20 protein-coding genes and 3 pseudogenes are annotated in these 23837 nt (G+C 53.3%); 12 read left to right on the forward strand and 11 right to left on the reverse strand.

Annotated features, from left to right (window positions below; all coding sequences use genetic code 11):
* Window positions 1-76 precede the first annotated feature (76 nt).
* From CUC55_RS04535 to CUC55_RS04570, 7 genes and pseudogenes are all read right to left on the reverse strand, one after another.
* Window positions 77-781 (reverse strand): annotated as a pseudogene (locus CUC55_RS04535) (transposase); the annotation flags it as partial.
* Window positions 782-1064: 283 nt separating this feature from the next.
* Window positions 1065-1871 (reverse strand): IclR family transcriptional regulator, encoded by an 807-nt coding sequence (locus tag CUC55_RS04545; protein ID WP_103087095.1) that lies wholly within the window; start codon window positions 1869-1871, stop codon window positions 1065-1067.
* 19 nt (window positions 1872-1890) lie between these two features.
* Window positions 1891-2280: a RidA family protein gene (locus CUC55_RS04550; protein WP_103087096.1), complete on the reverse strand. Its 390-nt coding sequence runs from the start codon at window positions 2278-2280 to the stop codon at window positions 1891-1893.
* 18 nt (window positions 2281-2298) lie between these two features.
* Window positions 2299-3069, reverse strand: coding sequence for an amino acid ABC transporter ATP-binding protein (locus CUC55_RS04555; protein ID WP_103087097.1), 771 nt, complete (start codon window positions 3067-3069; stop codon window positions 2299-2301).
* A gap of 11 nt (window positions 3070-3080) precedes the next feature.
* Window positions 3081-3746: an amino acid ABC transporter permease gene (locus CUC55_RS04560; RefSeq protein WP_103087098.1), complete on the reverse strand. Its 666-nt coding sequence runs from the start codon at window positions 3744-3746 to the stop codon at window positions 3081-3083.
* Window positions 3747-3750: 4 nt separating this feature from the next.
* Window positions 3751-4413 carry an amino acid ABC transporter permease gene (locus CUC55_RS04565; RefSeq protein WP_067652850.1) on the reverse strand — a complete coding sequence of 221 codons (663 nt, stop codon included), beginning with the start codon at window positions 4411-4413 and terminating at the stop codon, window positions 3751-3753.
* 72 nt (window positions 4414-4485) lie between these two features.
* Window positions 4486-5325, reverse strand: coding sequence for a transporter substrate-binding protein (locus CUC55_RS04570; protein ID WP_067652852.1), 840 nt, complete (start codon window positions 5323-5325; stop codon window positions 4486-4488).
* Between the two features lie 183 nt (window positions 5326-5508).
* On the opposite strand from CUC55_RS04570, the gene CUC55_RS04575 reads away from it, so the two are divergent.
* From CUC55_RS04575 to CUC55_RS04605, 7 genes and pseudogenes are all read left to right on the forward strand, one after another.
* Window positions 5509-6588 (forward strand): D-TA family PLP-dependent enzyme, encoded by a 1080-nt coding sequence (locus CUC55_RS04575; RefSeq protein ID WP_067652854.1) that lies wholly within the window; start codon window positions 5509-5511, stop codon window positions 6586-6588.
* A 176-nt stretch (window positions 6589-6764) separates the two neighbouring features.
* Window positions 6765-7874 (forward strand): annotated as a pseudogene (locus CUC55_RS04580) (ROK family transcriptional regulator); the annotation flags it as partial.
* 27 nt (window positions 7875-7901) lie between these two features.
* On the forward strand, window positions 7902-8666 hold the full coding sequence (locus tag CUC55_RS04585; protein ID WP_103087180.1) for an ATP-binding cassette domain-containing protein: 765 nt from the start codon (window positions 7902-7904) through the stop codon (window positions 8664-8666).
* A gap of 39 nt (window positions 8667-8705) precedes the next feature.
* The gene (locus tag CUC55_RS04590) at window positions 8706-9746 is read left to right on the forward strand and encodes a sugar ABC transporter substrate-binding protein (protein WP_103087099.1); all 1041 of its coding nucleotides are present in this window, start codon (window positions 8706-8708) and stop codon (window positions 9744-9746) included.
* Window positions 9747-9812: 66 nt separating this feature from the next.
* On the forward strand, window positions 9813-10808 hold the full coding sequence (locus tag CUC55_RS04595; protein WP_103087100.1) for an ABC transporter permease: 996 nt from the start codon (window positions 9813-9815) through the stop codon (window positions 10806-10808).
* Window positions 10805-11575 (forward strand): SDR family NAD(P)-dependent oxidoreductase, encoded by a 771-nt coding sequence (locus CUC55_RS04600; RefSeq protein ID WP_103087101.1) that lies wholly within the window; start codon window positions 10805-10807, stop codon window positions 11573-11575. Before CUC55_RS04595 ends, CUC55_RS04600 begins: the two co-directional genes overlap by 4 nt.
* 1050 nt (window positions 11576-12625) lie before the next feature.
* Window positions 12626-12835 (forward strand): hypothetical protein, encoded by a 210-nt coding sequence (locus CUC55_RS04605; RefSeq protein ID WP_082760331.1) that lies wholly within the window; start codon window positions 12626-12628, stop codon window positions 12833-12835.
* Between the two features lie 94 nt (window positions 12836-12929).
* On the opposite strand, the gene CUC55_RS04610 is transcribed toward CUC55_RS04605, so the two are convergent.
* The 4 genes from CUC55_RS04610 to CUC55_RS04625 all read right to left on the reverse strand — a co-directional run bounded on the left by CUC55_RS04610 (window position 12930) and on the right by CUC55_RS04625 (window position 16298).
* Window positions 12930-13823 (reverse strand): DMT family transporter, encoded by an 894-nt coding sequence (locus CUC55_RS04610; RefSeq protein WP_067652866.1) that lies wholly within the window; start codon window positions 13821-13823, stop codon window positions 12930-12932.
* 346 nt (window positions 13824-14169) lie between these two features.
* Complete coding sequence (locus tag CUC55_RS04615; protein WP_067652868.1) at window positions 14170-14496, reverse strand: hypothetical protein; 327 nt, start codon at window positions 14494-14496, stop codon at window positions 14170-14172.
* 187 nt (window positions 14497-14683) lie between these two features.
* Window positions 14684-15637 carry a nucleotidyltransferase and HEPN domain-containing protein gene (locus CUC55_RS04620; protein ID WP_067652870.1) on the reverse strand — a complete coding sequence of 318 codons (954 nt, stop codon included), beginning with the start codon at window positions 15635-15637 and terminating at the stop codon, window positions 14684-14686.
* Between the two features lie 73 nt (window positions 15638-15710).
* Window positions 15711-16298, reverse strand: a complete 588-nt coding sequence (locus CUC55_RS04625) for a cytochrome b (protein WP_157940913.1) — start codon at window positions 16296-16298, stop codon at window positions 15711-15713.
* Between the two features lie 40 nt (window positions 16299-16338).
* Between CUC55_RS04625 and CUC55_RS04630 the strand changes: the two are divergent.
* The 5 genes and pseudogenes from CUC55_RS04630 to CUC55_RS04650 all read left to right on the forward strand — a co-directional run.
* A pseudogene (locus tag CUC55_RS04630) lies at window positions 16339-17570 on the forward strand (MobA/MobL family protein); the annotation flags it as partial.
* A 489-nt stretch (window positions 17571-18059) separates the two neighbouring features.
* Window positions 18060-19529 carry a class I SAM-dependent methyltransferase gene (locus tag CUC55_RS04635; RefSeq protein WP_425352744.1) on the forward strand — a complete coding sequence of 490 codons (1470 nt, stop codon included), beginning with the start codon at window positions 18060-18062 and terminating at the stop codon, window positions 19527-19529.
* A gap of 445 nt (window positions 19530-19974) precedes the next feature.
* Window positions 19975-21108, forward strand: a complete 1134-nt coding sequence (locus CUC55_RS04640) for a glycosyltransferase family 4 protein (protein WP_425352745.1) — start codon at window positions 19975-19977, stop codon at window positions 21106-21108.
* 49 nt (window positions 21109-21157) lie between these two features.
* On the forward strand, window positions 21158-22747 hold the full coding sequence (locus CUC55_RS04645; protein ID WP_483415126.1) for a glycosyltransferase: 1590 nt from the start codon (window positions 21158-21160) through the stop codon (window positions 22745-22747).
* Window positions 22748-22749: 2 nt separating this feature from the next.
* A complete protein-coding gene (locus CUC55_RS04650; protein WP_157940915.1) occupies window positions 22750-23787 on the forward strand; it encodes a GSCFA domain-containing protein in 1038 nt (345 codons plus the stop codon).
* The last annotated feature ends 50 nt before the right edge of the window (window positions 23788-23837 follow it).

A 23837-nucleotide genomic window follows, 5' to 3' on the forward strand; every position in this document is an offset into this window, starting at 1 on the left:
AGATGGCTTCCCCTCGGCAGTTCATCAGAGCTAAATCAACCTAGCCGACCTGTCCGGTGAAATGGGGTGCACTCCACTCTTTAAGGGCGTCAATCAGCTGTGTCNTTTCCCGATTACTCAGGGTCTGGAGATCGACGCCCAGGCCNTTTTTTAGCAGTTCGTTGGCCTTCTTCAACAGATCATGCTCGAGTTGCAACTGACGGACATCGCGTTGGAGGACTTCGAGCTGTCGCTCAAGTTCCTCGCGTTCGGGCGCCGGCGCAGAGGTTTTGCGGCGTTTCATGGATGAAGGAGCCTCATGACCGAGTAACTGATTTCTCCAGTTGTACAACGTCGGCCTGCAGACGCCCAGCCGGTCGGCTACTCGTTGGGCACTTTCCTCTCCACTGCAAAGCTCCATGATACCAACCTGCTTCAAAGTCTCCGAATAGGCCGGACGCCACGATCGACCGACCATGGAAGCTCTCGCCTCTGGGAACGCTTCTCGACCCCATACGGTCAAGGTTCCTCGGCCGGGATAACCCAGTGCTCGCATTGTCGCAGAGATACAGCGATCGTGGGTCTGGTAATGCTCAAGCGCCGCCTGCTTCTGATCCTCGGAATATTTCGGCATTCGAACCGGATAGCAAACGCACAGATCAAAACGCTGCTCGTACTCACGGTACCAGCCCTTCAAAGCATTTTTGGTCGGATAACCCAACTGGCGAATGGTTGCCTTAACCCGCTTGCCAAGCCTGATGTAAAGCTCAACGGCTCGAAGTCTGTCTGCGTAGGAATACATGAACTACCTCCTGGTGGTCCAAGTTTTCGTCCGCATCCCCACGGGGTCAACATTCCAAGCCGATTGACAATTGGCATCTCGGACAAGCTCGCCAATGAAAACGTTGGTCAGGTTCATGTGAGAAAAATGCCGGACGCATTTGNTTTTTCCAAGGGTCGGCAAGCCCCCCCTACAACACGCCCGGCATGTTTTGCGGCTGGGTGACATCACAGGGCAAGGGGTTCGTTGCGACCCATGAAGAGATTTATGAAATTACGCTGTGACGCTCTATAATGACGTCAATTTACCTGATCCCCGCAAGTTTCGCTGGCTCGATGCGAAATCCCAGCTTTTCCGACACCTCATTTGCCGCGGTGAGCAAACTCGTCAGATAGCTGTTCCGATTTCGCAGGCCATCTTCACGGGGGGTAACGAGGCAGAGCGTTGCGATACAAGCGCCATCCGCCTGGTGGATCGGCACCGCNAAACAGTGCGTGAAGTTTTCGACTTCGCTGTTGAAGGTAAAGAAACCGTCCCGGCTGGCTTGGCGGACCTGGGCGATGAAGTCGGCAGGCTCCATCCGGCTTCCATTTGGCAGAATGAAGTCTTCTTGGGGAATGAGGCCGAGGATTTGCTGGTCACTCAGATGCGATACCAGAAGACGGCCGGATGCAGTCCAGACGATCGATACCAATTCACCGATATTGGAAGAAATGCGGAACGGGCGGCTGCCCTCCCGCATCATAGCGACCGTGTACTTCTTTCCTTCGAGGACGCACATCTGAGCGGTCTCTCTTGTTTCTTCGGCAAGATGCACGAGCATGCGTTCACACTCACGCATGAGATCAAACTGCTCGGCATATGCGGTTCCGAGGAAATAGAGGCGGCGACCGAGATTAACGCGGCCATCGCCTCCTTGGTAATCGAGCATGCCGTGGCTGAGCAGAAGATTGACGAGTTCATAGACCGAAGAGCGCGGTGCGCCGATTTCCGAGGCTATCTCATTGGGGCGCATGGACTGTCGTTTGACACGCAGAAATTCGAGAATTTCAAATGCGCGATCCAGTCCCCGAGTGCGTCGCGACGCCGTTTCGCCTACAGTCTCTGCCATGCCACTCTCCAAATCGATGTCACCCGCGATCAGCCCGATAGGCGACGCAATCGACCTCCACTTTGCAATCGACCATCATACGTGACTGAACACAAGCGCGTCCTGGCGGGTTTTCGCCGAAGTATTCCGCATAGACGCCGTTGAAGCTCCAGAAATCCCGGGGATCATCGAGCCACACACCAACGCGGACCACATCTTCGATGCCGTAACCGGCTTCATGAAGGATGGCAATGAGGNTTTCGATGGCTTTCCGGGTTTCCGAAACGATGCCACCGAGAACGATTTCGCCGTTCTCCATCGGCACCTGACCAGACACATAAAGCCAGCCACCAGCTTCAACGGCCCGCGCAAAAGGAAGCGGCTGTCCACCCGCACCAGTTTCACCAGCACCGTAACGTTTGATCGTCATAATATTCTCTCTTTTCTTTTAGTTGAAGCTGGACGTTTTAAGAAATTCAGCAAGCCGCTCAGTCTTCGGCCTGACGAACATCTCTTTCGGGTCGCCCTCCTCGCAGATGACGCCCTGATTCATAAAGATCACCCGGCTGGAAACTTCATAGGCAAACCGCATTTCGTGGGTAACGAGCAGCATGCTCATACCATCGGCGGCAAGACCTTTTATGACCTGCAGCACTTCACCAACCAACTCCGGGTCCAGGGCTGATGTCACCTCGTCGAAGAGCATCAGTTGCGGTGCCATGGCAATAGCACGCGCAATTGCGACGCGCTGCTGCTGACCACCGGATAGTTGCCCGGGATAATGACCGCCACGTGTCGCAAGCCCTACGCGGTCCAACCACTTTTCGCCGATGATACCTGCCTCATCGCGGCTCATCNTTTTGACCTTTATGAGGCCAAGCATGACGTTTTGAAGTGCCGTCAAATGCGGGAACAAATTGAACTGCTGGAAAGCCATGCCGGTCATTGCCCGCTGGCGAGCAATTTCCTTCTCGCCCTTGCGCACACGCTTTGCACCGTTTTGTTCATATCCGATCTCTTCACCAGCGAGCCTGATCTGCCCACCTTGAAACTCTTCCAGCATGTTGATGCAGCGAAGCATCGTCGTCTTGCCGGATCCGGAAGAGCCAATGATGGAGATCACGTCTCCCTTGTGCATGGTGCAGTCGATGCCTTTCAGCACCTCAAGAGTGCCGTACCGTTTGCGTAAATCGCTGATTTCGAGAAGTACATTGCTCATGACAATCGGCCTTAGGACGCGACAGTGGTCTTGCGTTCGACATATTTGCCGAAGCGCTCGATGCTGTAGTTGATAACGAAGTAGAGAAGACCCGCGAAAAAATAGAACTGCAGGCTCATGAAGTTGCGCGAAATGATTTCCTGCGTACGAAGCAGAAGCTCAGCGACGCCAATAACGGAAAGGAGCGTGGAAGCCTTGACCATCTCAGCAGCGGTGTTGACCCAGGCCGGGAGGAATTGACGCAACGCTTGGGGCCAAAGGACATAGGCAAATGTCTGGCCGAATGTCAGGCCAATGGCCTTGGCGGCCTCGGTTTGGCCTTTCGGCACCGCTTGAAGGCCGCCGCGAACAATTTCTCCGACATGCGACGAGCNAAAAATGGCAAGCGCCAGAACACCTGCCTGGAAAGGCCCGAGCTCTATACCAATGCCGGAAAGCATGTAGTAACTCGCCAGAATCAGGACGAGAACCGGCGTGCCACGAACGACATCGGTGTAAACCCGCACAATGAAACGTAGCAGGCGGTTGCCGTAAACCAGCGACAGACCAACGAAAACTCCGAGAATTGAGCCAGCGACGATCGACAGTAACGAAATCGATACAGTCACACCCAGCCCTTTCAGGATGACGTTTCGGGCCAGCCATATCTGGTCAAAGAATGCGTAAAAACTGTTCATGGCACTACCTTGGAACCATCAGGCGTCGCTCGGCCACACGCATCAGTGCGGCGAGGACGGAGCAAGTGGCGACGTAAAGACCAGATACGACGATCCATGTCTCGATGACCCGGAACGTTTCGACGTTAATCTTGCGCGCCTCGAATGTAAGCTCCGGCACCGCGATTGCGGCGGCCAGAGACGTATCCTTGAATAGCGAGATCACCGTGGAAGAAAGCGAGGGGAGCACATTTCGAAACATCAGAGGTGCGATGATGGATGTCCGGATCTGCATCGGTGTCAGACCAATGGCGAGGCCCGCTTCCGTCAATCCCTTGGGGATGGAGAGCAGGCCAGCGCGAAAGACTTCCGCCAGATAAGCCCCCGAATAGATCGCGAGTACCGCCACGAAACTCTGAATCTTGCCGAGCCTCAAGCCAAGTTGAGGCAGAGCAAAATAAGCAAAAAGCACCAACACTAGAATTGGCAGGTTGCGGATGATCGTGACATAGATCGCAGCAGGCGCCTTTATCCATCGACTTTTTGAAACAAGAGCAAATGCGACCAGCAAGCCGATGAGAGCCCCGATCAGGATCGAACCGAAAGCCAGACCCAGGCTGATCAGCAATCCTTCCAGAAGCTGATCAAAGCTGCGCCACACGGCCGCAAAGTTGAGCGAGTAGCCCATTGAAACGTCCTGCACTAGGATAGGAAGAGGACAAAGGGGAAGCCCCTTTGTCCCGATGATAAGCGAACAGACTTACTTGTATTCGACTGGAAAACCGATTTGTGGCGGTGGCAGGTCCTTGCCAAACCAAGTCTTGTAGGACTTGGCGTAGAAATCAAACTCCACGCCGGTCATGGCTTCATGCAGCGCAGTGTTGACAAAGTTCAGCCAGTCCTGGTCTCCACGCTTGACGCCGCAGGCATAGGTTTGCGGGTTCCAGCCGTAACCGGCATCTTTATAGCGGCCCTGATTTTGCGTCATGTACCAAGCGAGAGACGACTGGTCGGTTGCAGCCGCATCAGAACGACCGGATTCCAGCGCCTGATAAATCAGGTCAACAGAATCGTACTGATCGACCGTTGCATCCGGCAGGGCAGCATGAACCATAGCTTCAGCATAGACGTTCTGAAGCACGGAAATTGTGACGGATGAACCTGCGGCCTTCAGTGCGGCATAGTCGGCATATTTGCCATCCGCCTTCAGCATAAGTCCCACGCCTTCGCGGTAGTAAGGAATCGTAAACGCGATCTGCTGCGCGCGTTCACCGGTCACGGTCATGAACTGGCAGGTGATATCGACCTTATTCGTGGTGATGTTCGGAATACGGGCGTCAGACGATTGATTGACGTATTCGATTTTGTCCGCATCGCCAAACAAAGCTTTTGCGACGATGCGCCCCATGTCGACATCGAAACCTTGCAGCTTGTCATCGGCGCTTTTGAAGTGCCATGGCGCATTGGTGCTACCGGTGCCAAGCACGAGGTGGCCACGAGCAAGGACCTCATCAAGCTTACTGCCGTCAGCAAGAACAGGCGTGGAAAGAAAGGTAGCGGCGATCAGCGACATGACGCCAGCACGGAAGGAAATGGTCATTGCGTTCCCCTGAGAATTGAGCGCTTATTATTTAATCCAATATACTGGACATCCGTCCGTTTTATCGGATTGACATATCAAGTCTTATAGATGAAGACTTGTCAATAGCCACCGCTCAAAATTGGTGCAGCGCCACAGAGGTGGTGATTTCTTTTGCAATGCATCACTCCTGTTGAGGTTAAAATGCCTTTTACGCCTAAAGAACTGGCCGCCATCAGCACCCCCGCCGTGCTCATCGATCTCGATATTGCCAATCGCAACGTTGAGAGGTTTCAGAGGTATGCAGATGCCCATGAATTGAACGTGCGCCCACACATCAAGACGCATAAGCTTCCGGAGGTTGCGCAGATGCAACTGAGCGCAGGTGCCATTGGCATCACCTGCCAAAAAGTTTCGGAAGCCGAAGCCATGGTCTCGGGCAACTCGAAGATTGATGATGTTCTCATCACCTACAACATCGTTGGTGAGGACAAACTCGAAAGCTTGAGAGAGCTTGCGAAACGCATCACACTTTCGGTCGTGGCCGATAGTAAAACCGTAGTGGATGGGTTATCGCAGACGTTTAACAAAGAGCCGCAACCTCTTACTGTGCTTGTGGAATCCGATACTGGGGCACAACGCTGTGGCGTGCTTAGCCCAGACGCTGCACAAGATTTGGCAACGTATATCGATGCAGCACCCGGCCTGCTCTTTGGTGGCCTTATGACCTATCCGCCAGCGGGGCAAGAGGCCTCGGTGGAGGCTTTCATGAAAGAAGCCAAAACCCGTATCGAGGCCCGCGGCATTCCAGTTCCAGTGGTCACGTCAGGAGGCACTCCCTCCATGATGCACGCGGCAGAAGCTGTTGTGACAACCGAATATCGTCCGGGAACTTACGTCTATAACGACCGATCCTTGGTCGCACGGGGCGCCTGTGAATGGGATGATTGCGCGTTGAATGTCCTCGCCACGGTGGTCTCTGTCCCGACACCGAACCGTGCGATTATCGATGCCGGCTCCAAAGCCCTGACCTCCGATCTTCTTGGCCTTACAGGCTACGGCCATGTGGTTGGACGTGATGACATCACAATAGATCAGCTCTCTGAAGAGCACGGACGCCTGATCAGCGCCGAGCCGATTGGCCTCGTCGTTGGCGACAGAATCAGGATCGTGCCGAACCACGCCTGTGTCGTCACGAACCTAGTCGATACCGTTATCGTCAAAGGCCATGGCCGAGCCGTGCCGGAAACGTTGCCAGTCACAGCGCGCGGAAAGATCATCTAATCATAGGAAGAGAAGCGATCACTTTCGGCAACTGACGTGAGGCCATTGTGATCGCCCATGCCGGAACTCGAAAATCGATAACTCAATGAGCGGACGAGAGGTCTGGANTTTTTTTGAAAACCATTTGACTAAATAAAAACCCAGTGTCACTCTCCTGTCATTCGGGGGCTTCTGACATGGCATTGCGTGGCACCAATCAAGAATCGGGAAGGCCGTATAATCGACGGATCGTGCTGGAATCGATCCGGTTACGTGGGCCAACGACACGGAGCGACATTGCCGACAGAGTTGGCCTGACCGTACAGACCGTCTCCACCATCGTTCGTGAACTGGAAGAGCACGACCTCATCCTCTCGGTGAAAGAGGAGCCAAAAGGACGTGGTATTCCACCCTCGACGCTCACCATAAATCCCGACGGCGGCCTTGCCGTTGGTATCCACCTCACTCCGCTGTTCATCGAGGCTGCGCTCGTCAATCTTCTGGGCGACGTCGTTGAAAGTCGCCATCGTCATGCGACAAAACCGACGCCGGACGAGGCCTTTGCGCTGATCGGCGAAATGGTGGCGGAGCTCAAAGCAGATATGCGCGGCGGCAGACTACTGGGTGCGGGTCTTGCCCTTCCCGGTCCGTTCGACGTGGAATCCATGAGCTTCGTTGGCCCCACAACGATGACCGGGTGGAAGAATGTCGATATTCGTCAGCGCCTTGCCGACGCGACGGGTCTGCCATCCTTCATCGAGAATGATATGGCCGCAGCAGCACTTGGTGAGCAGCTTTACGGTCTGGGGCAACAGCTTTCGGATTATTATTACCTGTTTTTTAGTGTCGGCCTTGGTGGCGCCATGATGCATGACGGCTTGGTCATGCGCGGAGCCTGGGGCAATGCGGGTGAAATCGGCCACATTCCCGCCGTGCCGGACGGTGAGCCATGTCCCTGCGGCAACCACGGGTGCCTCGAACGGTACCTTTCTCTGGATGCCTTCAATAGGCGGGGTCTGCCCGAAGCAGACTGGGTTCGCGAGATCGCGCCGATCTTCCGCAATGCGATCCGGACCATCGNAAACCTGTTCGACCCCGAGACCGTTGTTCTCGGTGGTTTAGCGCCACAACCGCTGATCGACCAGCTGGTAACGCTGGTCGAAGGCCTTAACAATTCCGTGTCTGTCCGCCCGAACCGCTCCTACCCACGCGTCGTCATCGCCAGTGATTGCCAACACTCCGCACTTCGCGGTGCTGCGGCACTTGCTGTCTTTGGCGCGCTGTCACCACGATACGGCCAAATGTTCGAAACTTGNAAAACAGGGGAATGCCGAATGACTGAGAAGCTGCTTGTTCTCGACAATATTCGCATGAGCTTCGGAGCGATCGAAGCCCTCAAGGGCATCAGTTTCTCGATTGGCAAAGGCGAGGTCGTGGCGCTTCTCGGTGACAACGGTGCGGGGAAATCGACGCTGGTGAAGATCANTTCCGGTGGCCTTAAGCCAACCTCCGGTCGGATGCTGTTCGAAGGCAAAGAGTATAACGCGACGACACCGGCACAGGCCAAGGCGGCCGGCATCGAAACCGTCTACCAGGACCTGTCGCTCTGCACCAATGTCGATGTTGTCGGCAACTTCTTCATGGGCCGCGAGATCACTCGCAAGATCGCGGGAATACCCTTTCTCGACGAGCGCGCGATGGAAGAGATTACCACCAAGGCGCTGACGAGTGCCGGCACCCGCATTCCCTCCATGCGTACCAAGGTGGAGCATCTGTCCGGCGGCCAGAGACAGGCCATCGAGCTCAATCGCTTTGTGCATTGGGGCGGCAAGCTTGTTTTGCTGGATGAACCCTTTGCAGCCCTTGGCGTAGAACAGACCCGGCGCGGGCTGGATATGATCCGCCACGTGGCCAACCAGGGCATCGGCGTCGTCATCATAACGCATATCATGCAGCAAGCCTTTCAAGTCGCAGATCGCATCGTTGTCATCCGCCACGGCGTTGTCGCAGGGGATGTCGCGCGCGACAATACAAGCCCGGATGCAGTGATCGAAATGATCACAGGGCAAACACTCACCGGTGCCGGACCGGTGGGATAATAATGAAAAGGGGTCCGGCTCAAACTGGAGAGAACGATCATGAAGCGAATAGGATTANTTTTGCTGAGCGTATTGGTGCTCGGCCTGTCCATGCTCACGACTGCAAACGCTCAAAGTAAAGGGACAGTCTATTATCTCGTCCCCACCTTGCTCGATGAATTCCAGACCGGGTCCGTCAGCGCACTGGAACTGTTTCTAAAACAGACCGGTTACGAGATGAAAACGCTCAATGCCGACAACAAGACCGACGCCCAGCAATCACAGATGAACGACGTCATTGCACTGAAACCTGCGGCCATCATTCTTGCTGCCGTCGATTTCAATGCGCTGAAGCCCTCCATCGAAGCAGCACGGGCTGCCGGTATTCCGGTTGCCGAATTCGACCGTCAGATCACATCGACCAAATCCGACTTCACCTCCGTCGCCGGTACCATAGAGATCGGCCATGTGGCGGGCGACCAGGCGCAGGCGATGCTGAAAGCCAAAAACGGTGACGTGAAGGGCAAAATCCTTCAGGTGCTCGGCGATCCCGGCGATCCCTATACCCTCGACATCCAGAAGGGCTTCGAGGAGAAAATGAAGGCCTTCCCGGATGTCACCATAATCTCGGTGCCAGCTCTAATGTGGGAAGCCAGCAATGCAGGTACAATCGTCTCCGACCAGATGCTGGCCAATCCCGATATCGACCTGANTTTCCTGCATGCTGCCCACCTGTCGGTGGCAGCGGTTGCCTCCCTTGAAGCGGCTGGTAAAAAGCCGGGCGACGTGATGATGATGAGTTCCAACGGCGCGCCCGTCGGGCTCGACCTTATCCGTAAGGGCTGGCTGAATGCCGAAGTCGAACAACCGCTCTATGCGCAGGCAGCCGCTATTGCCATGTTCATGGACAAGATCGTCGGCAAGCAGGAAATTAAGGCTGGAGACTATGATGTGCTTGGTCTCAAGGGCGTCGTTACAGGCGAAACCTGGGGTCCCAACATCAAGATCCCTGGCTCCGCGATTACCAAGGAGAATGTCGACAACCCAGCCTTCTGGGGTAACCTGAAGCCGCCGACATCGAAAATCGAATCCGTCAAGTAAAGATGGATTTTCCGTCCGGGGTCTGCGGACCCCGGCCTCCTCCCCCTCCCATCTCGGATTGGCCGTATGACGCCTCGTACCCGCACAACTCTTGAATTCGTGCTGGACAATCTTGTCTGGTTCATGCTCATCCTCGTGCTTGCCCTGNTTTCGGCGCTGATCCCGAATTANTTTCAGCTCGGCATTTTCACCAACATCATNGAAGCTTCGAGCGTACTCGGCGTGATGTCGATCGGGCTGGCACTGGTCATCATCACTGGCCATATGGACCTGTCCGTGGAGTCGGTGGCGGCTCTGTCTGCCATGGCCGTCGGTATCCTTTTTTGCTCGGCTGGCATCGGGCTTGGCATCAAGCTGTCGCCGGAGTGGCTGATGGTTCCGGTCTCCCTGCTGATTGCGTGTGCCATTGGGGCGCTGATCGGTTTTCTCAACGGTGTCCTCATCGTCAAGCTGAAGATGAGCGCCTTCATCATCACCCTCGCCTCTTTCATATGGGTGCGCGGTATCGTGCTGGCCGTCTCCGGCGGCAGGTCCGCGCAGGATCTCGCACCCTCCATCCGGGTGTTCGCCATAGAACGCTTCCTCGGCATTCCGCTTTCCGCCTGGATCGCGATTGCCTGCTTCGTCGTCTTTTCGGTTCTCATGTCGAAGACGCCGTTCGGGCGGCATCTCGTGATGATCGGCGGCAATGAAACGGCGACGTTCCGGGCCGGCATCCGCGTCACCCGCAACCTTATCCTTGCCTTCGTTATGGCTGGTGCCATCGCCGGTCTTGCGGGCTGGCTGCTTGCAATACGTACCTCGGGCGCAACGGCTAATCTGGGCGTAGGGCTGCTGTTCAATGCTTTTGCCGCCGTCGTCATCGGCGGTGTCAGTCTTAAAGGTGGCGTCGGGTCACTTCCGGGTGTCTATGCAGGCGTACTGCTGCTCTCCTCCATCAATACGGCCATCAATCTGATGGGCCTCCCCGCAAATTACACCCAGGTCATCCATGGCTTTCTGGTGCTTGCGGCCGTTCTTCTCGATACCTTCAAACAAAAACTCCGCCAGAGGCTCGCATGACAGACCGACTGAAAGACAAAGCGGCGCTGGTCATTGGTGCGTCCCGCGGTATCGGCAAGGCGATTGCATTGCGCTTCCGTGAAGAAGGTGCAAGCGTTGTCGTTTCGGATTTCGAAACCGAGGAAGGCAGGGCAACAGCGGACGAACTCGGTGCGGATTTCATCCAGACCGACATTTCCAAGTTGGACGACGCAATTGCTGCGGTCTCTCACACGCTGGAACGTTATGGCAGGCTCGATATCATTGTACAGAATGCCGGTATTTATCCCTGGCAACTGATCGAGAACACCAGTCCCGACGACTGGGACCGGGTGATGGCCGTCAACCTGCGGGGTTGCTTCAATGCTGCAAGAGCGGCGTTGACACCGATGAAGGCGCAAGGATCGGGACGCATTCTCTTCACCTCTTCCATCACCGGTCCACATGTCACGAGCCCTGGCCATGGCCACTATGCCGCAACGAAGGCGGGCATCAACGGCTTTATCCGTTCCGCGGCGCTGGAGTTTTCGTCTTACGGAATCACCGTCAACGGCGTCGAACCGGGCAACATCCTGACTGAAGCCATGCAGCTTCATCGCAGTCCAGCATTCATCAAAAACATGGNAAACTCCGTTCCACTTGGCCGGCTGGGTTCACCCCGGGATGTGGCCAATGCTTTCCNTTTCCTGGCCTCGGACGAAGCGGCCTATATTACCGGCACCACAATCGTCGTTGATGGCGGCCAGTTGCTGCCGGAAGGTGCCGATTTTCGTGTCCTGCCACCCTGAAATCTTCGGACGGAGACCTGCGTCGAGCAACCTCCAGCCACTCTCTCAAGCGCTCGATCGAGGGTATTCTTTCGGGTCCACTCTTCGCAAGGAAACCGCAGCCTTAACCAAGTCTGCCAAGCAATAACCAGCGCCCCATGAAATTGTTCAAGACTCTCAATGAAGCCTATATGAATGCTTGATATTCCGCTGAGTATGGTGACGAAACAAGCGCCTGGATGGCGATCGTTCACACCAAGGCCCTCCATCAAGCGGCACNGGGATGTACTTCGCCATTNAATGGTAACACGATCAAGCGAAGAAGGAGAAGGAAACAGCGGATGGTTAGCGCCCATTGCCCAGCCAGCGGACCTCTAACACTCAATGCGCCCTCGACGCTATCTTGCCGATGATATCGGCTTGGCTCATTCATTAGACGAGATGTAAGCCTTAACTCACTGCAAAGATCGTAAATACTGAACCTGCATACTACGTGCAAAGGATGACGTGTTGTGGCCATTTTTAAACAATCAGCGGGTAAACGCCGTCGCCATGTGACCCTAAACACGCTGGTCTCAACGCAACGAAAGAGCCGACTTTTCTGAGCCGTTCAATATCGGCTTCATTTCTCTCGCTGCGGACACCGCTTCATCANTTTCTCAATCGATGCACCGTCACCACCGAAACGATCCAGAACCTCGATGGCTTTTGGTAAACTCAGCGCATAGATTTCCTGAAGCTTCTCTACCGTATACTGCTTGCTCTTCTTCTGGCTCATTTCGCATTCTCCTTACCGCATACAAATGCGATCGATCAGCGATGCGTTCCGGCCACACGCCCTGTCAAATTTAACCCGCAATCTTTGGGCTGGCGTCAACAGTCTCAGTGACTGAACATCNTTTACAGCCATAGCAAAGAGCACTGACTTGACGAGTGAGGCGATATTAAACACGCGCCGCGGCAATTCGAGCATCAGATCCTTGGCGATCCCTTGACTCCCTGCATCGTAAGAACATAATAGGAACATCCGTCAGAAATGCGGGCTCCATCGATCAACGCGAACAGTCAGAAATGGAACGTAAACTCATGCGTCACAGGCTCAATGAGGCCGATGTTGCCGACTATATTCTAGATTACCACAACGGCGATGCGAAGGCCGCGATCAAGGCGATGCAAGACGAGATCGAACATCTGCAACACCAGTTGAGCCTCGCTGTTGTTGCGATGGGTCGGGGCTATACCAGGGGTTGGGCTCCCGGCGAGACGCGTGATGGTCAATGAGGCCTTGCCAGCGCTGTAGCCGCCTGCTTGCCTGGCTCTGGCTGTGTTCTGTTGTCGACAGCGAAGCGGCAAAGCAGCAGGACTGAAGACTGGATCAACCAATCCGCTCCTTCGCAATTTTCATGCTTCGACGTTCCCAACTCACAAGCACAAGGCTCGCCGCGACGATGAGGATTGCGCCGATGAAGACGTTTATTGCCGGTACTTCCGTCCAGATGACGTAACCATAGATGAAGGCCCAGATCAGGCCGGTATATTCCACCGGCGCGAGTGAGGATGCGGGCGCGTATCTGAACCCTTCATAGAGAAGATATTGCCCGATTGTTGAGACGAGCCCGACCCCGATCATGAGAAGCCAGCCCTGCGCATCCGGGTTTTTCCAGAGCCAGGGCAAGGACAGTGCGCAGGCGATGCCGAACAATGCGCTGGTGGCATACATCTGCGTCAATGTCGTTTCGCTTCTGCTGACGAGGCGAATGAGAATGGTGCTCCACGCCCAGCAGAAGCCCGCGATGATGCAGAGTGTTGCGGGGAGCCAGTTTGGGGAGTTGGCTGGATTGGCAGCTATGACGACACCGACGAAACCAACCGCACAGGCTATCCAGCGACCTGCGCCGACTTTCTCCTTCAGCACGAAGATGGAGAGCACCATGACCATGATGGGTGCGGAGAAATAGAGCGTGGTGAGTTCCGCCAACCCCAGATATCGCGCGGAGCTGTAGAACAGCATCCATGCGGTGAGCATGAGTGCGGCGCGAATAACGACGGTGCCGCGATATTTGCTCTTGAGGATGGATGGGTGGCGGTAGCGATATGCCAGTAGGCCGGTAATCAGAACGATGACGGCGCTTCGCACAAAGAGGATTTGCGGAACCTCGTAGCTTTCGACAAGCCATTTGACGAGCGCATCCTGAAGAGCAAAACAGGAGTAGCCCATGGCCGCCAGCCCGATGCCGAAAAGCGGCCTTGCTTCCAATGATCCTGCCATGCACTTCACCATGATACTGCTGATGATCTGTACTAGCCGAGTCCCTTGTTACGATCTATCAAATTACGGCAGCGTATTTCGGAACGTTCGGTTGATGAGCTGGTCAAGGCAATCAGAGTTCAGGAGCTGATGTCGCGGCTTTGCCAGACAATCGACGTCAAGATCCTAGTGTCCTCACATCGAAGGGCAATGGCCCTGAATTTGAATTGATTCCCAGTGGCGAGACGTAAACGGGTTTCGAATCGAAGAGGGTGCTGAAAACAGTAGGGCGGGCGTCTATCTCGCAAATAGATCACCCAACCGGAACCCTATCGGATACCTAGCACACCTGCCCCAGAGGCAATTACTACGAGACGTCGCGGTTTCCGACCAGGGATACCCTTGTCCCGCTATCGAGAACAATGTGCAGGTCCCGGATCATACCAGCAGCCAGAAGAAACGTATCACGAACCTGATTGTCATCGCGCCAGCCCCGCTCGACCGAAAGAGCAGTTGTGTGAATATCAAGAACGATATCGCGGCCGGGGCCTGCGGGCAGGCCCACAGCCTCTCGCAAATCCGCGATCGTCGCGACGGCACGCTCCAGCATCCGGCGCTTCTGGAACGCATCGAGGCGCTCCATGCGATTGGCATCTCGAACAAGTTTGCCAATAAAATCCGTTGTCAGGCTCATCCCTAAAAAATGCCGCACGCCTGCGTTTTTTCAAGTCCAGACATCGGNAAAAACATCAAAGCACGCGGTTTCGATTGGTCTGTGATCCAACGGCATCATCGGACAACGCCGATCTATCGTCCAAGGCCATGAACGGCCCCAAACATCACCCCGTCACTGTCTTGAGAGCAAGACGCCAAGAGCAGGACTAGCCACCCGTTTGAGACGCTTTTTCATTCGCATTCTCTGCGAGTTTTGTCAGGTGCTCTTCGCAAACCTGTTTGACCCGTTCAAGCAGATGCGCGGTCCGTTCCCCGAGCCAGACAAGCGCCTCTTCGCTGATCTCGAAATGCTTCGAATACCTTGCCTTCACATAGGCCTCGTTGATCGTGTTGAACCAGGCCCGCTCGCGGTGTTGGTCGCGCGGAAAGGCTTCCACCAAGCGAAGATCCTGCTCCTCAGCCATCGAGCGCAAAAACTTGATGTTGTGCGATGGCGGCCCGTAATTAGTCAGAGTGAGCAGAACGCAGGAGTAAGCCTGTTCCAAAGACTGGTGCAAGCTGAACGCCGCTAAGTTTTTCCACACATCATCACCATCCTTCCACATGCCCCATTGAAGGCCCGCAGTCATGTGGAACGCGTTAGCCTCAGCGTACCGCTGAGCAAAATGCTCCCGCGCCACCCGCAGCCGTGCCTCTGCGGTCAGCGGCTTGGGCTCCACCAGGGGTTCATCATCCAGTTCGTAAAGAACGATCCCGTCTCTGCGGATATCCGAGAAGAAGTAATGGCCTTCCTTCAACTGCGTGTTCACCTCGCGCAGCGAGTGCACGATGAACTGTGCCGGCGTTTCGATAAAACTATCCCGGATCAAACGGTCGGCGGCCTTGTACCAATATTCGGCAAAGTCGGTCAGCTTGCGATTGTTGACGATGACGAGCAGATCAAAGTCAGAGCGATACCCCTTCATCGTGTGCGGCTCGTCGACAAACGTACCGCGGGCGTAAGAACCGAACAGGATGATTTTCAGAATGCGTCCGCGCTTTTTGAAGTCGGCTGTTCCCTCGCCCAGCGCATCCTCGAATTCCTCGTGCAGGATTTCCAGCGCACGGGCGAGTTCACGTTGCTTGCGCGGCGGGATATGATCGAGGGAAGACTTCATCATGGTAGCACGTTCTTGTTCGCTGGCGGTATCGGCGTCGACTCTCTTAAAGCTGGTCCGCAAAACCTGACACAGTTCAACCGAAACAACAACTGCAGGAAAGGCCCCTAGGCCGTTGACACACATTGCACAAAGGCACTCGGCGGAGTTGACCAGCCTTCGTCTGCGACGCTGCTTTCAGGTCTCGTCCGGCTGGCCTGCCCGTCATTGCTTCCTCATCAGTCGTGGCTGTGCCCAGCCTTCCCGCCATCCGTCCCAGCGTTTGGTCATTCAACGCAAACCGGTGAACGAGCGCCATGGTGACGTGGCCTGCGATCAGAACCGACAGGCCCCATGCCAACAGACTGTGAAGACGATCGGCCGGTGCCATCATCCATGACACCTCCACCCCGCTTGCCGGGATCCACGGCTCCCACCCCTTGCCGCTGCCATAGGCCCGCAACAGCGCCAGGGCCGGAATGCCAAACATCAGAAGATAGAGGCTGGCGTGAACAACAACGGCCGCATGACCGGCAATGGTTGTCGATTGCACCGGGCGACGGTTGCGATTGACGGTCCACCAGATGGCGCGAATGACGACAAGCACGATGACCAAAAGGCCAACGGTGCCATGGCCGGGTCCAAGCGACGTGACCGTCCTGACCCACTCCCTATCCCCGAACAATCGCCACGTCAGGATGACGACAAACTGCCAGATCNAAAGGTGGGCGCTGGATCGATCAACACTGTGGAATGCCGCAGAGGCCGCCGAGACACGCTGCGATGCCCGTGTTGCCCGCGAGTTCGAAATCGCCCTTCCCCATGAGTTGAGCAGCGACGATCGCCTGTCGCTGACGCGTGCCTTTGCCCAGGATCTCGCCAACCGCTATGGTACCGCCGTCGACTTCGCCATCCATGCCGCAGGGCAAAAGCGACATTCGCAATATCCATGCCCATGTGATGATGACCACGCGGGTGGTGACACCAACAGGCCTTGGCGAAAAAAGCCTGATCGAGCGCGAGAACAAATGGCTGATCACCCATGAGCTGCCGACGTCGCACCTGCAGATGCGCGATATCCGCCAGATGTTCGAACAGCATGCCAACCGCCATCTGATGCGGGCAGGCCTTGATGTGCGTGTCGATCATCGCTCGCATCTGGAGCGTGGCCTGTCGATTGAGCCAACCGAACATATGGGCGTGCATGCCAGCCAGATGATGCGACGCGGACTGGATGTTGAGCGAAGCCGGATCGAGGAACAAGCTGCGAAACGAAACGCTAACATCATCCGGCGCAAACCGGACGAGGTTCTCAAACTCATCACCGACGAAAAGAGCGTGTTTACCCGTCATGGCGTCACGCCAGCTGGTCGAACTGCAAGCCGAGCAACACGATGAACTGGCGCGCTGTTNGACCCGCGAGATGATCGAAACCGAACATACGATGGCGGCCAGCGCGSTGCGGATGGCAGACAGACACAGCCATGGYRYCAGACCTGAAACCGTTGATCATGCGCTCGATCGTCAGGACGCGCTCCTGAACGGTCCTGGTCTCAGCCACGAGCAGCGTGCGGCCGTGCGCCACATCACATCTTCACAGCAGATCGCAGCCGTGATCGGTTTTGCCGGTGCTGGCAAATCCACCATGCTGGCGGCAGCCCGCGACGCCTGGGAGCACCAAGGGTTTACCGTTCATGGCGGCGCCCTTGYCGGAAAGGCAGCSGAAGGTTTGACGCAATCATCCGGCATTGCGGCACGCACATTGGCGTCATGGGAATACGGCTGGAACAAAGGCAAAGGCGAGCTTGGTCATAGTGATATCTTCGTCATCGACGAGGCCGGTATGGTCGGCAGTCGCCAGCTCGCACGGATCGTGTCGCAGGTCGAAAAGCGCGGTGCCAAGCTCGTTCTGGTTGGCGATCACGAGCAGCTTCAGGAGATCCGTGCAGGCTCGCCGCGAAGTCCGTTTTCCTCTCAGCGCCCACGACCCCAGATAGCTTGCATCACCACGGACGAGGATCGCCAGCAGCCTCTGCGGCATCCAACCTGTCTTACGGCACTCATCACCCAACAAACCGTCCTAGAAAAGATCCGCTGATGCCGCAACGCGCTCCTAGGTAAACAATCCCCGGCTACGGGCCTTCACTTCAAGCAGGGACGATGCCCAAAGTTACAACGTTATCTCAATCGATGCACCTAACATCCGTAACTATCCCGTCATGGAGACCTAAAGATTCAGAACTTGNAAAAATACGTAACTGTAATGTTTGCTGAACAGAGCTAACTTGAACGAACCAGCGTTTTCAAATAGAGAGTACTTCTGAAAACTCATAATGGTCCCGATGCAAGTGTGGTATTGATGATGGATGGTGAAGGTAGAAAGCCGACAGTGCAGATGCTTTCTTCAAAAAAAATTTGGGACTACGCCGCCCGGCCAATTACATTTATGCGGCCTCAATACACCGCCAAATCAGGTTGGCATGAGCATGTCCCTTTTGCATTCTGGCTGACCGATGTTCACCGACCTCAATGTATTGTTGAGCTAGGTTGCCACTATGGCGTCTCATATTTCGCTTTTTGCCAAGCTGTCCAAGAAATCGGCCTTGATGCTAGATGCTACGGTGTTGATACATGGAAAGGCGATGAGCACGCGGGTGTCTACGACGAGTCGGTTTTCCGAGAAGTGGAAGCACACAACAATGCTCAGTACTCCGGTTTTTCACGGCTTGTTAGAAGTACGTTTGACCAGGCACTAGAGCATTTTTCTGACGGCCAGATAGATCTCCTCCACATCGATGGCCACCACTCGTTTGACTCTGNTTTACATGACTTCAATAGCTGGCTACCCAAATTATCTGACCGAGCAGTAGTTATAATGCATGACACCAATGTGCGCGAACGCGGTTTCGGTGTATATCAGCTTTTCGAGGAACTCCGGCGCCGATACCCGGGGTTTGCCTTTCTACACGGCCATGGACTAGGCATCTTAGGTACGGGCTCAGATTACGGCGAAGGTATNAAAAAGCTATTCAGTATAGATGGAAGTGAGGATCGACTAGCTTTCCAAGAACTTTTTTCTCGGATGGGTCGCTCTTGCGCCGATGCTTATTGGGCAAAACAGCGTGACATCGAGCTCGCTGAAGAAAAGAAATTATCGGAAGGTTACAAGAATACAATCGATCGGTTTTGGAAAGAGATTGAAGAAGGTGAAGCTCAACTACAACTTGAACGGAAAGAGCGCGAGAGGGTCAGCACGACCATATCGGAACTAGTAAAGAGTTCGGAAATAGTCCGCCAGTCCTTGATCGAAAAGAAACTAGAATTAGAACGAAAATGCAGCGAACATGCAGATGCAGTGGATATCACGTTGAAACTGGGGAAACGTCTGGAAGCTTTCGTTCTATTGCAGAAACAGTTAGAAGAGCAACTGAGTCAGACCAAAGCTGACGCCGAGCGCAAAAATTTGGATTCTAAACAAGCTGATGAGACACGACTACGTGTCGAAACCGAAATTTCTCAACTGCGTAAACGATTCAACGAATTAGAATCTCGCTGCCGCGAACACATTGCGGAAATAGTTAAGCTCAGTGAAATGCTGCTGGTACGTGATAATGTCCTAGCTGGCTCGAAGATATTGNAAAAAGAAGCTCTTTTGTTAATCGGGAAGCACGTACAGTCGATGTTAGGTAAACCGTCTTTGCCAATTGTTGACCGATGGCGTGAAAAACGTCTAGCACGACGCTTGGCAAAACTAGGGCTTTTCAATTCACGGTGGTATTTAGAGTGTTATGAAGATGTCGCGAAGGCTGGCATCGATCCAGCAATTCATTACGTCCGACACGGGAGCAAAGAAGGGCGCAGTCCTGTTAATAACCTAGATGAGATTTTCGGGTCTTTCATGCCAAGTGACCCCTGAGACAAAGCGTCAACCGTGGGAATCCCGTTTAATGATTTCGAGAAATTCCGATTCNTTTGCGCAGGATATTTTGACAATCAAGACTTCTGACCTTTTCGATGAAGATTGGTACGTNAAAAACTATACCGATGTTGCAATTTTGAAAATGGACCCAGTCGAGCACTATATATGGCTCGGGGCAAAAATTGGGCGCAATCCTTCATTGCGCTTCAGTACCAATACTTATTTATCGGAATACGACGATGTTTTCAACGCGTCCATAAACCCATTGGTCCACTACATTAAATGGGGGAAGCAGGAAGGGCGTGTCGCTTTTGACGTGAAGACATCTACNAAACCATCAGAGGGAGCGGAAAGGTTAGCGGCCGAGGTTGCCACTCTTAAGAAAAACCTAAGCGCGACAACTAATAGTCCCCTCGTTCTCTACGAGAGTCACAACCTTAAGATGCAGGGCGCACCGAGTAGTTTATTTGAAATTGCTTCTGGTGTGCATCGTCGTGGGACATATCAAGCTGTATTATCCTCTAATACACCGGGGCCTCTCTCTACGTCTTATACTAGCGTTGGCATCNAAACTATTGTTCATTCGATATCGCNAAATCGTATGAAAGATATTGATACCTACGACAATTGGCTTTCTCGTCTAACAGACCATTACAGGTTATTAGGCCCTGCTATCTGCCATATCAACACGCTACAGAACTTCCATTCCGTAATTGCTGCTAAACGGGCGGGTTGCGCCGTGTTATGGAATATCCGGGAGAGCGAACCACCAGAATCATACTATGATTATCTTCCTAGCCACGTTCGAGAGTTGGCATATTCAGCCTTCGATCACGCAGATGCAGTTGTTTTTGTTGCCAATTCAACTAGGCATATGTGGGAGAAGCACTGGGCACGGCCCACGAAGGCTTTTACAATCCACAATGGAATAAGCATGGATCGTATGATGAGTCCTCTGTACGGTACAAGTCGCTCCAATTTACGCACCTCTTACGGGATAAGAGAGACAGACATAGTCATCCTAAGTGTGGGCACAGTGTGTCCTCGTAAAGGCCAAAAAGATCTGTTGTACGCACTTAGGAAGCTTGGCACAGATACTTTGTCCAAAACAGTCGTTGCTATCGTGGGCTTAAATAAATCGGAATATGCTAGCGAGGTACGCGACGGCTTTAATAATCTCCAAGATGTCAGTGGATTAAGATTTATTGCAGTTGATGAAACGGAGGACGAAAGTGAAAGGAGATTTCTATCGGAGCTGTATCTTTGTGGAGATATGCTTGCATTTTGCTCTAGAGTTGAAAGCTANCCACGTGTCATTATCGAAGCATTAGAATTCGGATTGCCCATTGTCTCTACACCATGTTTCGGTGTTAGGGAGCAACTCGAAGATGGCATTAGCGGGCTGTTTTATCAGGAGGGTGAGATCGACGTCTTGGCTAGACACCTGCAAGAGATGATTAGAAATAAGCAATTTAGGTTAAAACTCTCAGAAGGAGGTCGGCGTCGGCTAATGATGCTTAACTCATATGACGAGATGCTGGACGCTTATGAGCGAATCTACGATACCATCATTTGATAAAACACGGGCGAGCCATGTTCGCGCGCAAAATCGTTACAGGAGTAACATGCTAACTAAAGTCGTCAATACCCTTTCGATTCTGGTGGTTTCCCGTTCTGCAGAGAACATGTCGAGACTGATGGCGACCTTGGAACAAAATGAAATACAAGCGCCATATGAAGTCATATGCTCGTGGAATGGCTCTGATGAAGAAGCCAAAGAGATAGATGTATGCGAAGGTCAAAACTTTTCGCTGTATATTCAGCGGCCATATAATTTCGCTCAGAACAATAATTTTGTTGCTGCGAAGGCCAGTGGTGAGTACGTTCTCTTTATAAACGACGATTTGGTTCCGGACAAAGGGGCCATAGCGAAGGCCTTGTTGGCTGTTAAGCAGCAGACTGTTGGAATCGTAGGTATCAATCTCCGCTACTCAGATCACCGGCTGCAGCACGCCGGAGTTTTCTTTCATGATGATGGNAAACCTTACCATCGCTTTAAGCATAAAATTGAGTGGCATAATGCGATCGTAGCACAAGATATGTTTGTGCCTTCAGTCACAGGCGCTTTCATTATGATGCGTCGGGCTGAGTTCGATCAACTTAAATTTGACGAAAATTTTAAGGTTTGTGGCGAGGACATTGCTCTCTGCCTTAGTTATAGACAGAAGTTCCAGCGAGAGATCCTATATCTCGCGGCCGCAACAGCGCTCCATTTCGAAAATGTTACCCGCAAAAAATTTGGTGAAACGAAAACTCCCGACGATGATATGGCGAGAATTATAGCTTACTCAAAACGTACTCTCGCNAATGGTAAGCCTATCACTGACGTGCGCCGTCCAAATATTCGTATAGTTACGGAACCGCCGGGTTGGATAATGCATCGAAAAGCGGAGGAAATCGCAAAATACATGGGCACCGCGAGGATTAATCAAGATTTCCCAGAAGCAGATATCCATTACTATGTAAACTACGGTTATTTTAATCGTAGGCCCGATTCAGGTATAGTAGTAGCAAACTTCACGCACTACGATCCTGATCATTTGGGAGAGAAATTCATTTCCGTGGCGAAAGAAGTAGACCATTGCATAGCGGTTTCAGAGGAGACAGCGAAGGTTTTGACAGGATTTGGCATTCCGCGATCAAAAATCACTGTTATTCGGGTCGGCGCGGATAGGAGTTTTCAACCCAAGCTCACGGTAGGCGTTGTGGGGCGTGTTTATCCTGGGCGCAGAAAGGGTGAAGATATCATCNAACAATTGTTGGATGACTCCGACTTGATGGAGCAGGTTCAGGTTGTAGCCTCGAAAGAGGGTTGGGGAGCACCTGTCTGGTCTTTTGCCCATATCGCCGACTTCTACAGAGCTATAGANTTTTTGCTCGTTCCAAGTCGTCTGGAGGGAGGACCAGTTCCATTTATGGAGGCTCTCGCTTGCGGTACAATGGCGATAGCCCCAGAGGTTGGTGTCGTACCAGAGTTTCCGCACGTGTCCTACCCAACGGGTGATGTCCAAACACTAAGAGAAACTCTTTTACAACTCGCTTCCGAGCATATTCGGCAGCGTAGTTTTCTAACCGCCAAAATGCAGGGTCTAGACTGGGAAGGTTGGGCGATGAATCATGATAAGCNTTTCCGTGCTCTTGTTCTGGATAGATGACGATGAATGATCAGCAGAATATTGAAGATAATTCCGTCCTAACTGGATCCCTTAACAATGCGAAAGAGGTATTCAGAGAAGCGGCTAGGAACATCGGCGCTAGATGGTCGTACGGTGATATCAAACGAGATTCCGATCCTACGTTAGCCATAAATCGTATAGGCAATGGGTATTTTGTCCCTAACTTCACTCCGAAGTTTAAGGTAAGGCGCGATGCCGTGTTCTTTTTGATTGGCTCGTGCTTTGCGCGCGAACTCGAGATACCACTGCTGAAAATGAAAAGAGATGTTCCGAGTCGGCTGGAAGATATTGAAGGCAATCCCTTGTTTCTTCATAAAAACGGGGTTTCAATTCACCAATATTTCAACCGTTATAATGTCCCATCAATCGCTGAAGAAGTGGNAAACATTAGCTCTAGAGTAGGATGTACCCTTGAAGATAAATTGATATATGAATCAGCTGATGGACAGTATGATGATCTTCATTATACTCCTGCTGCTGTCGCTNGGGATATGGTCACGATTTTAGAGAGGCGCAAGTGGCTCTGGAAAAGGCTATCCGAAGGGTATGCTCGTGCAGATGTTGTTGTTTTGACCTTAGGGCTTTCCGAAGCTTGGTTCGATACGAAGTCTGGNAAATATCTTAACGTTGTTTCGTCACCTCAAATGCTCCGCCGCTACAGCGATGATCTGCAGATACGGTTCATCGGTTTCACGGAGGCACAACGTTACCTCGGTCCTGCAATTGACCGATTGAGGAAAGACGGTAAGAAAGTGGTACTTACTGTATCTCCAGTGCCACTGCAAAACACCTTTCTCGGAGAGGACATCGTGATCGCAAACCATGCTTCCAAATCGAACTTGCGTGCCTTGGCCGTCGAGGTAGCTCAGAACAATGAGGACGTTGATTATTTCCCCAGTTTCGAAATGGTTCANTTTTCAGATAAATCGATGGCTTGGAAGTCTGACGGGAGACATGTGCAAATGGGGATGATTGAGGCGATAACTTCGAAGGCGCTTAGCTCTTACCTCCAGCAATAGATCCAACTTGGGGCCATTCACTCATTGTCCGGCACGAGCATCACGGCACC

This window comes from Agrobacterium bohemicum (assembly GCF_002896715.1).
Classification (GTDB): domain Bacteria; phylum Pseudomonadota; class Alphaproteobacteria; order Rhizobiales; family Rhizobiaceae; genus Agrobacterium; species Agrobacterium bohemicum.

Coding starts and splice junctions, on each gene's coding strand:
- CUC55_RS04565 (WP_067652850.1), bottom strand. CDS start 4,413: ATGGGCTACTCGCTCAACTTTGCGGCCGTGTGGCGCAGCTTTGATCAG.
- CUC55_RS04570 (WP_067652852.1), bottom strand. CDS start 5,325: ATGACCATTTCCTTCCGTGCTGGCGTCATGTCGCTGATCGCCGCTACC.
- CUC55_RS04575 (WP_067652854.1), top strand. CDS start 5,509: ATGCCTTTTACGCCTAAAGAACTGGCCGCCATCAGCACCCCCGCCGTG.
- CUC55_RS04605 (WP_082760331.1), top strand. CDS start 12,626: ATGGAACGTAAACTCATGCGTCACAGGCTCAATGAGGCCGATGTTGCC.
- CUC55_RS04610 (WP_067652866.1), bottom strand. CDS start 13,823: ATGGCAGGATCATTGGAAGCAAGGCCGCTTTTCGGCATCGGGCTGGCG.
- CUC55_RS04615 (WP_067652868.1), bottom strand. CDS start 14,496: ATGAGCCTGACAACGGATTTTATTGGCAAACTTGTTCGAGATGCCAAT.
- CUC55_RS04620 (WP_067652870.1), bottom strand. CDS start 15,637: ATGATGAAGTCTTCCCTCGATCATATCCCGCCGCGCAAGCAACGTGAA.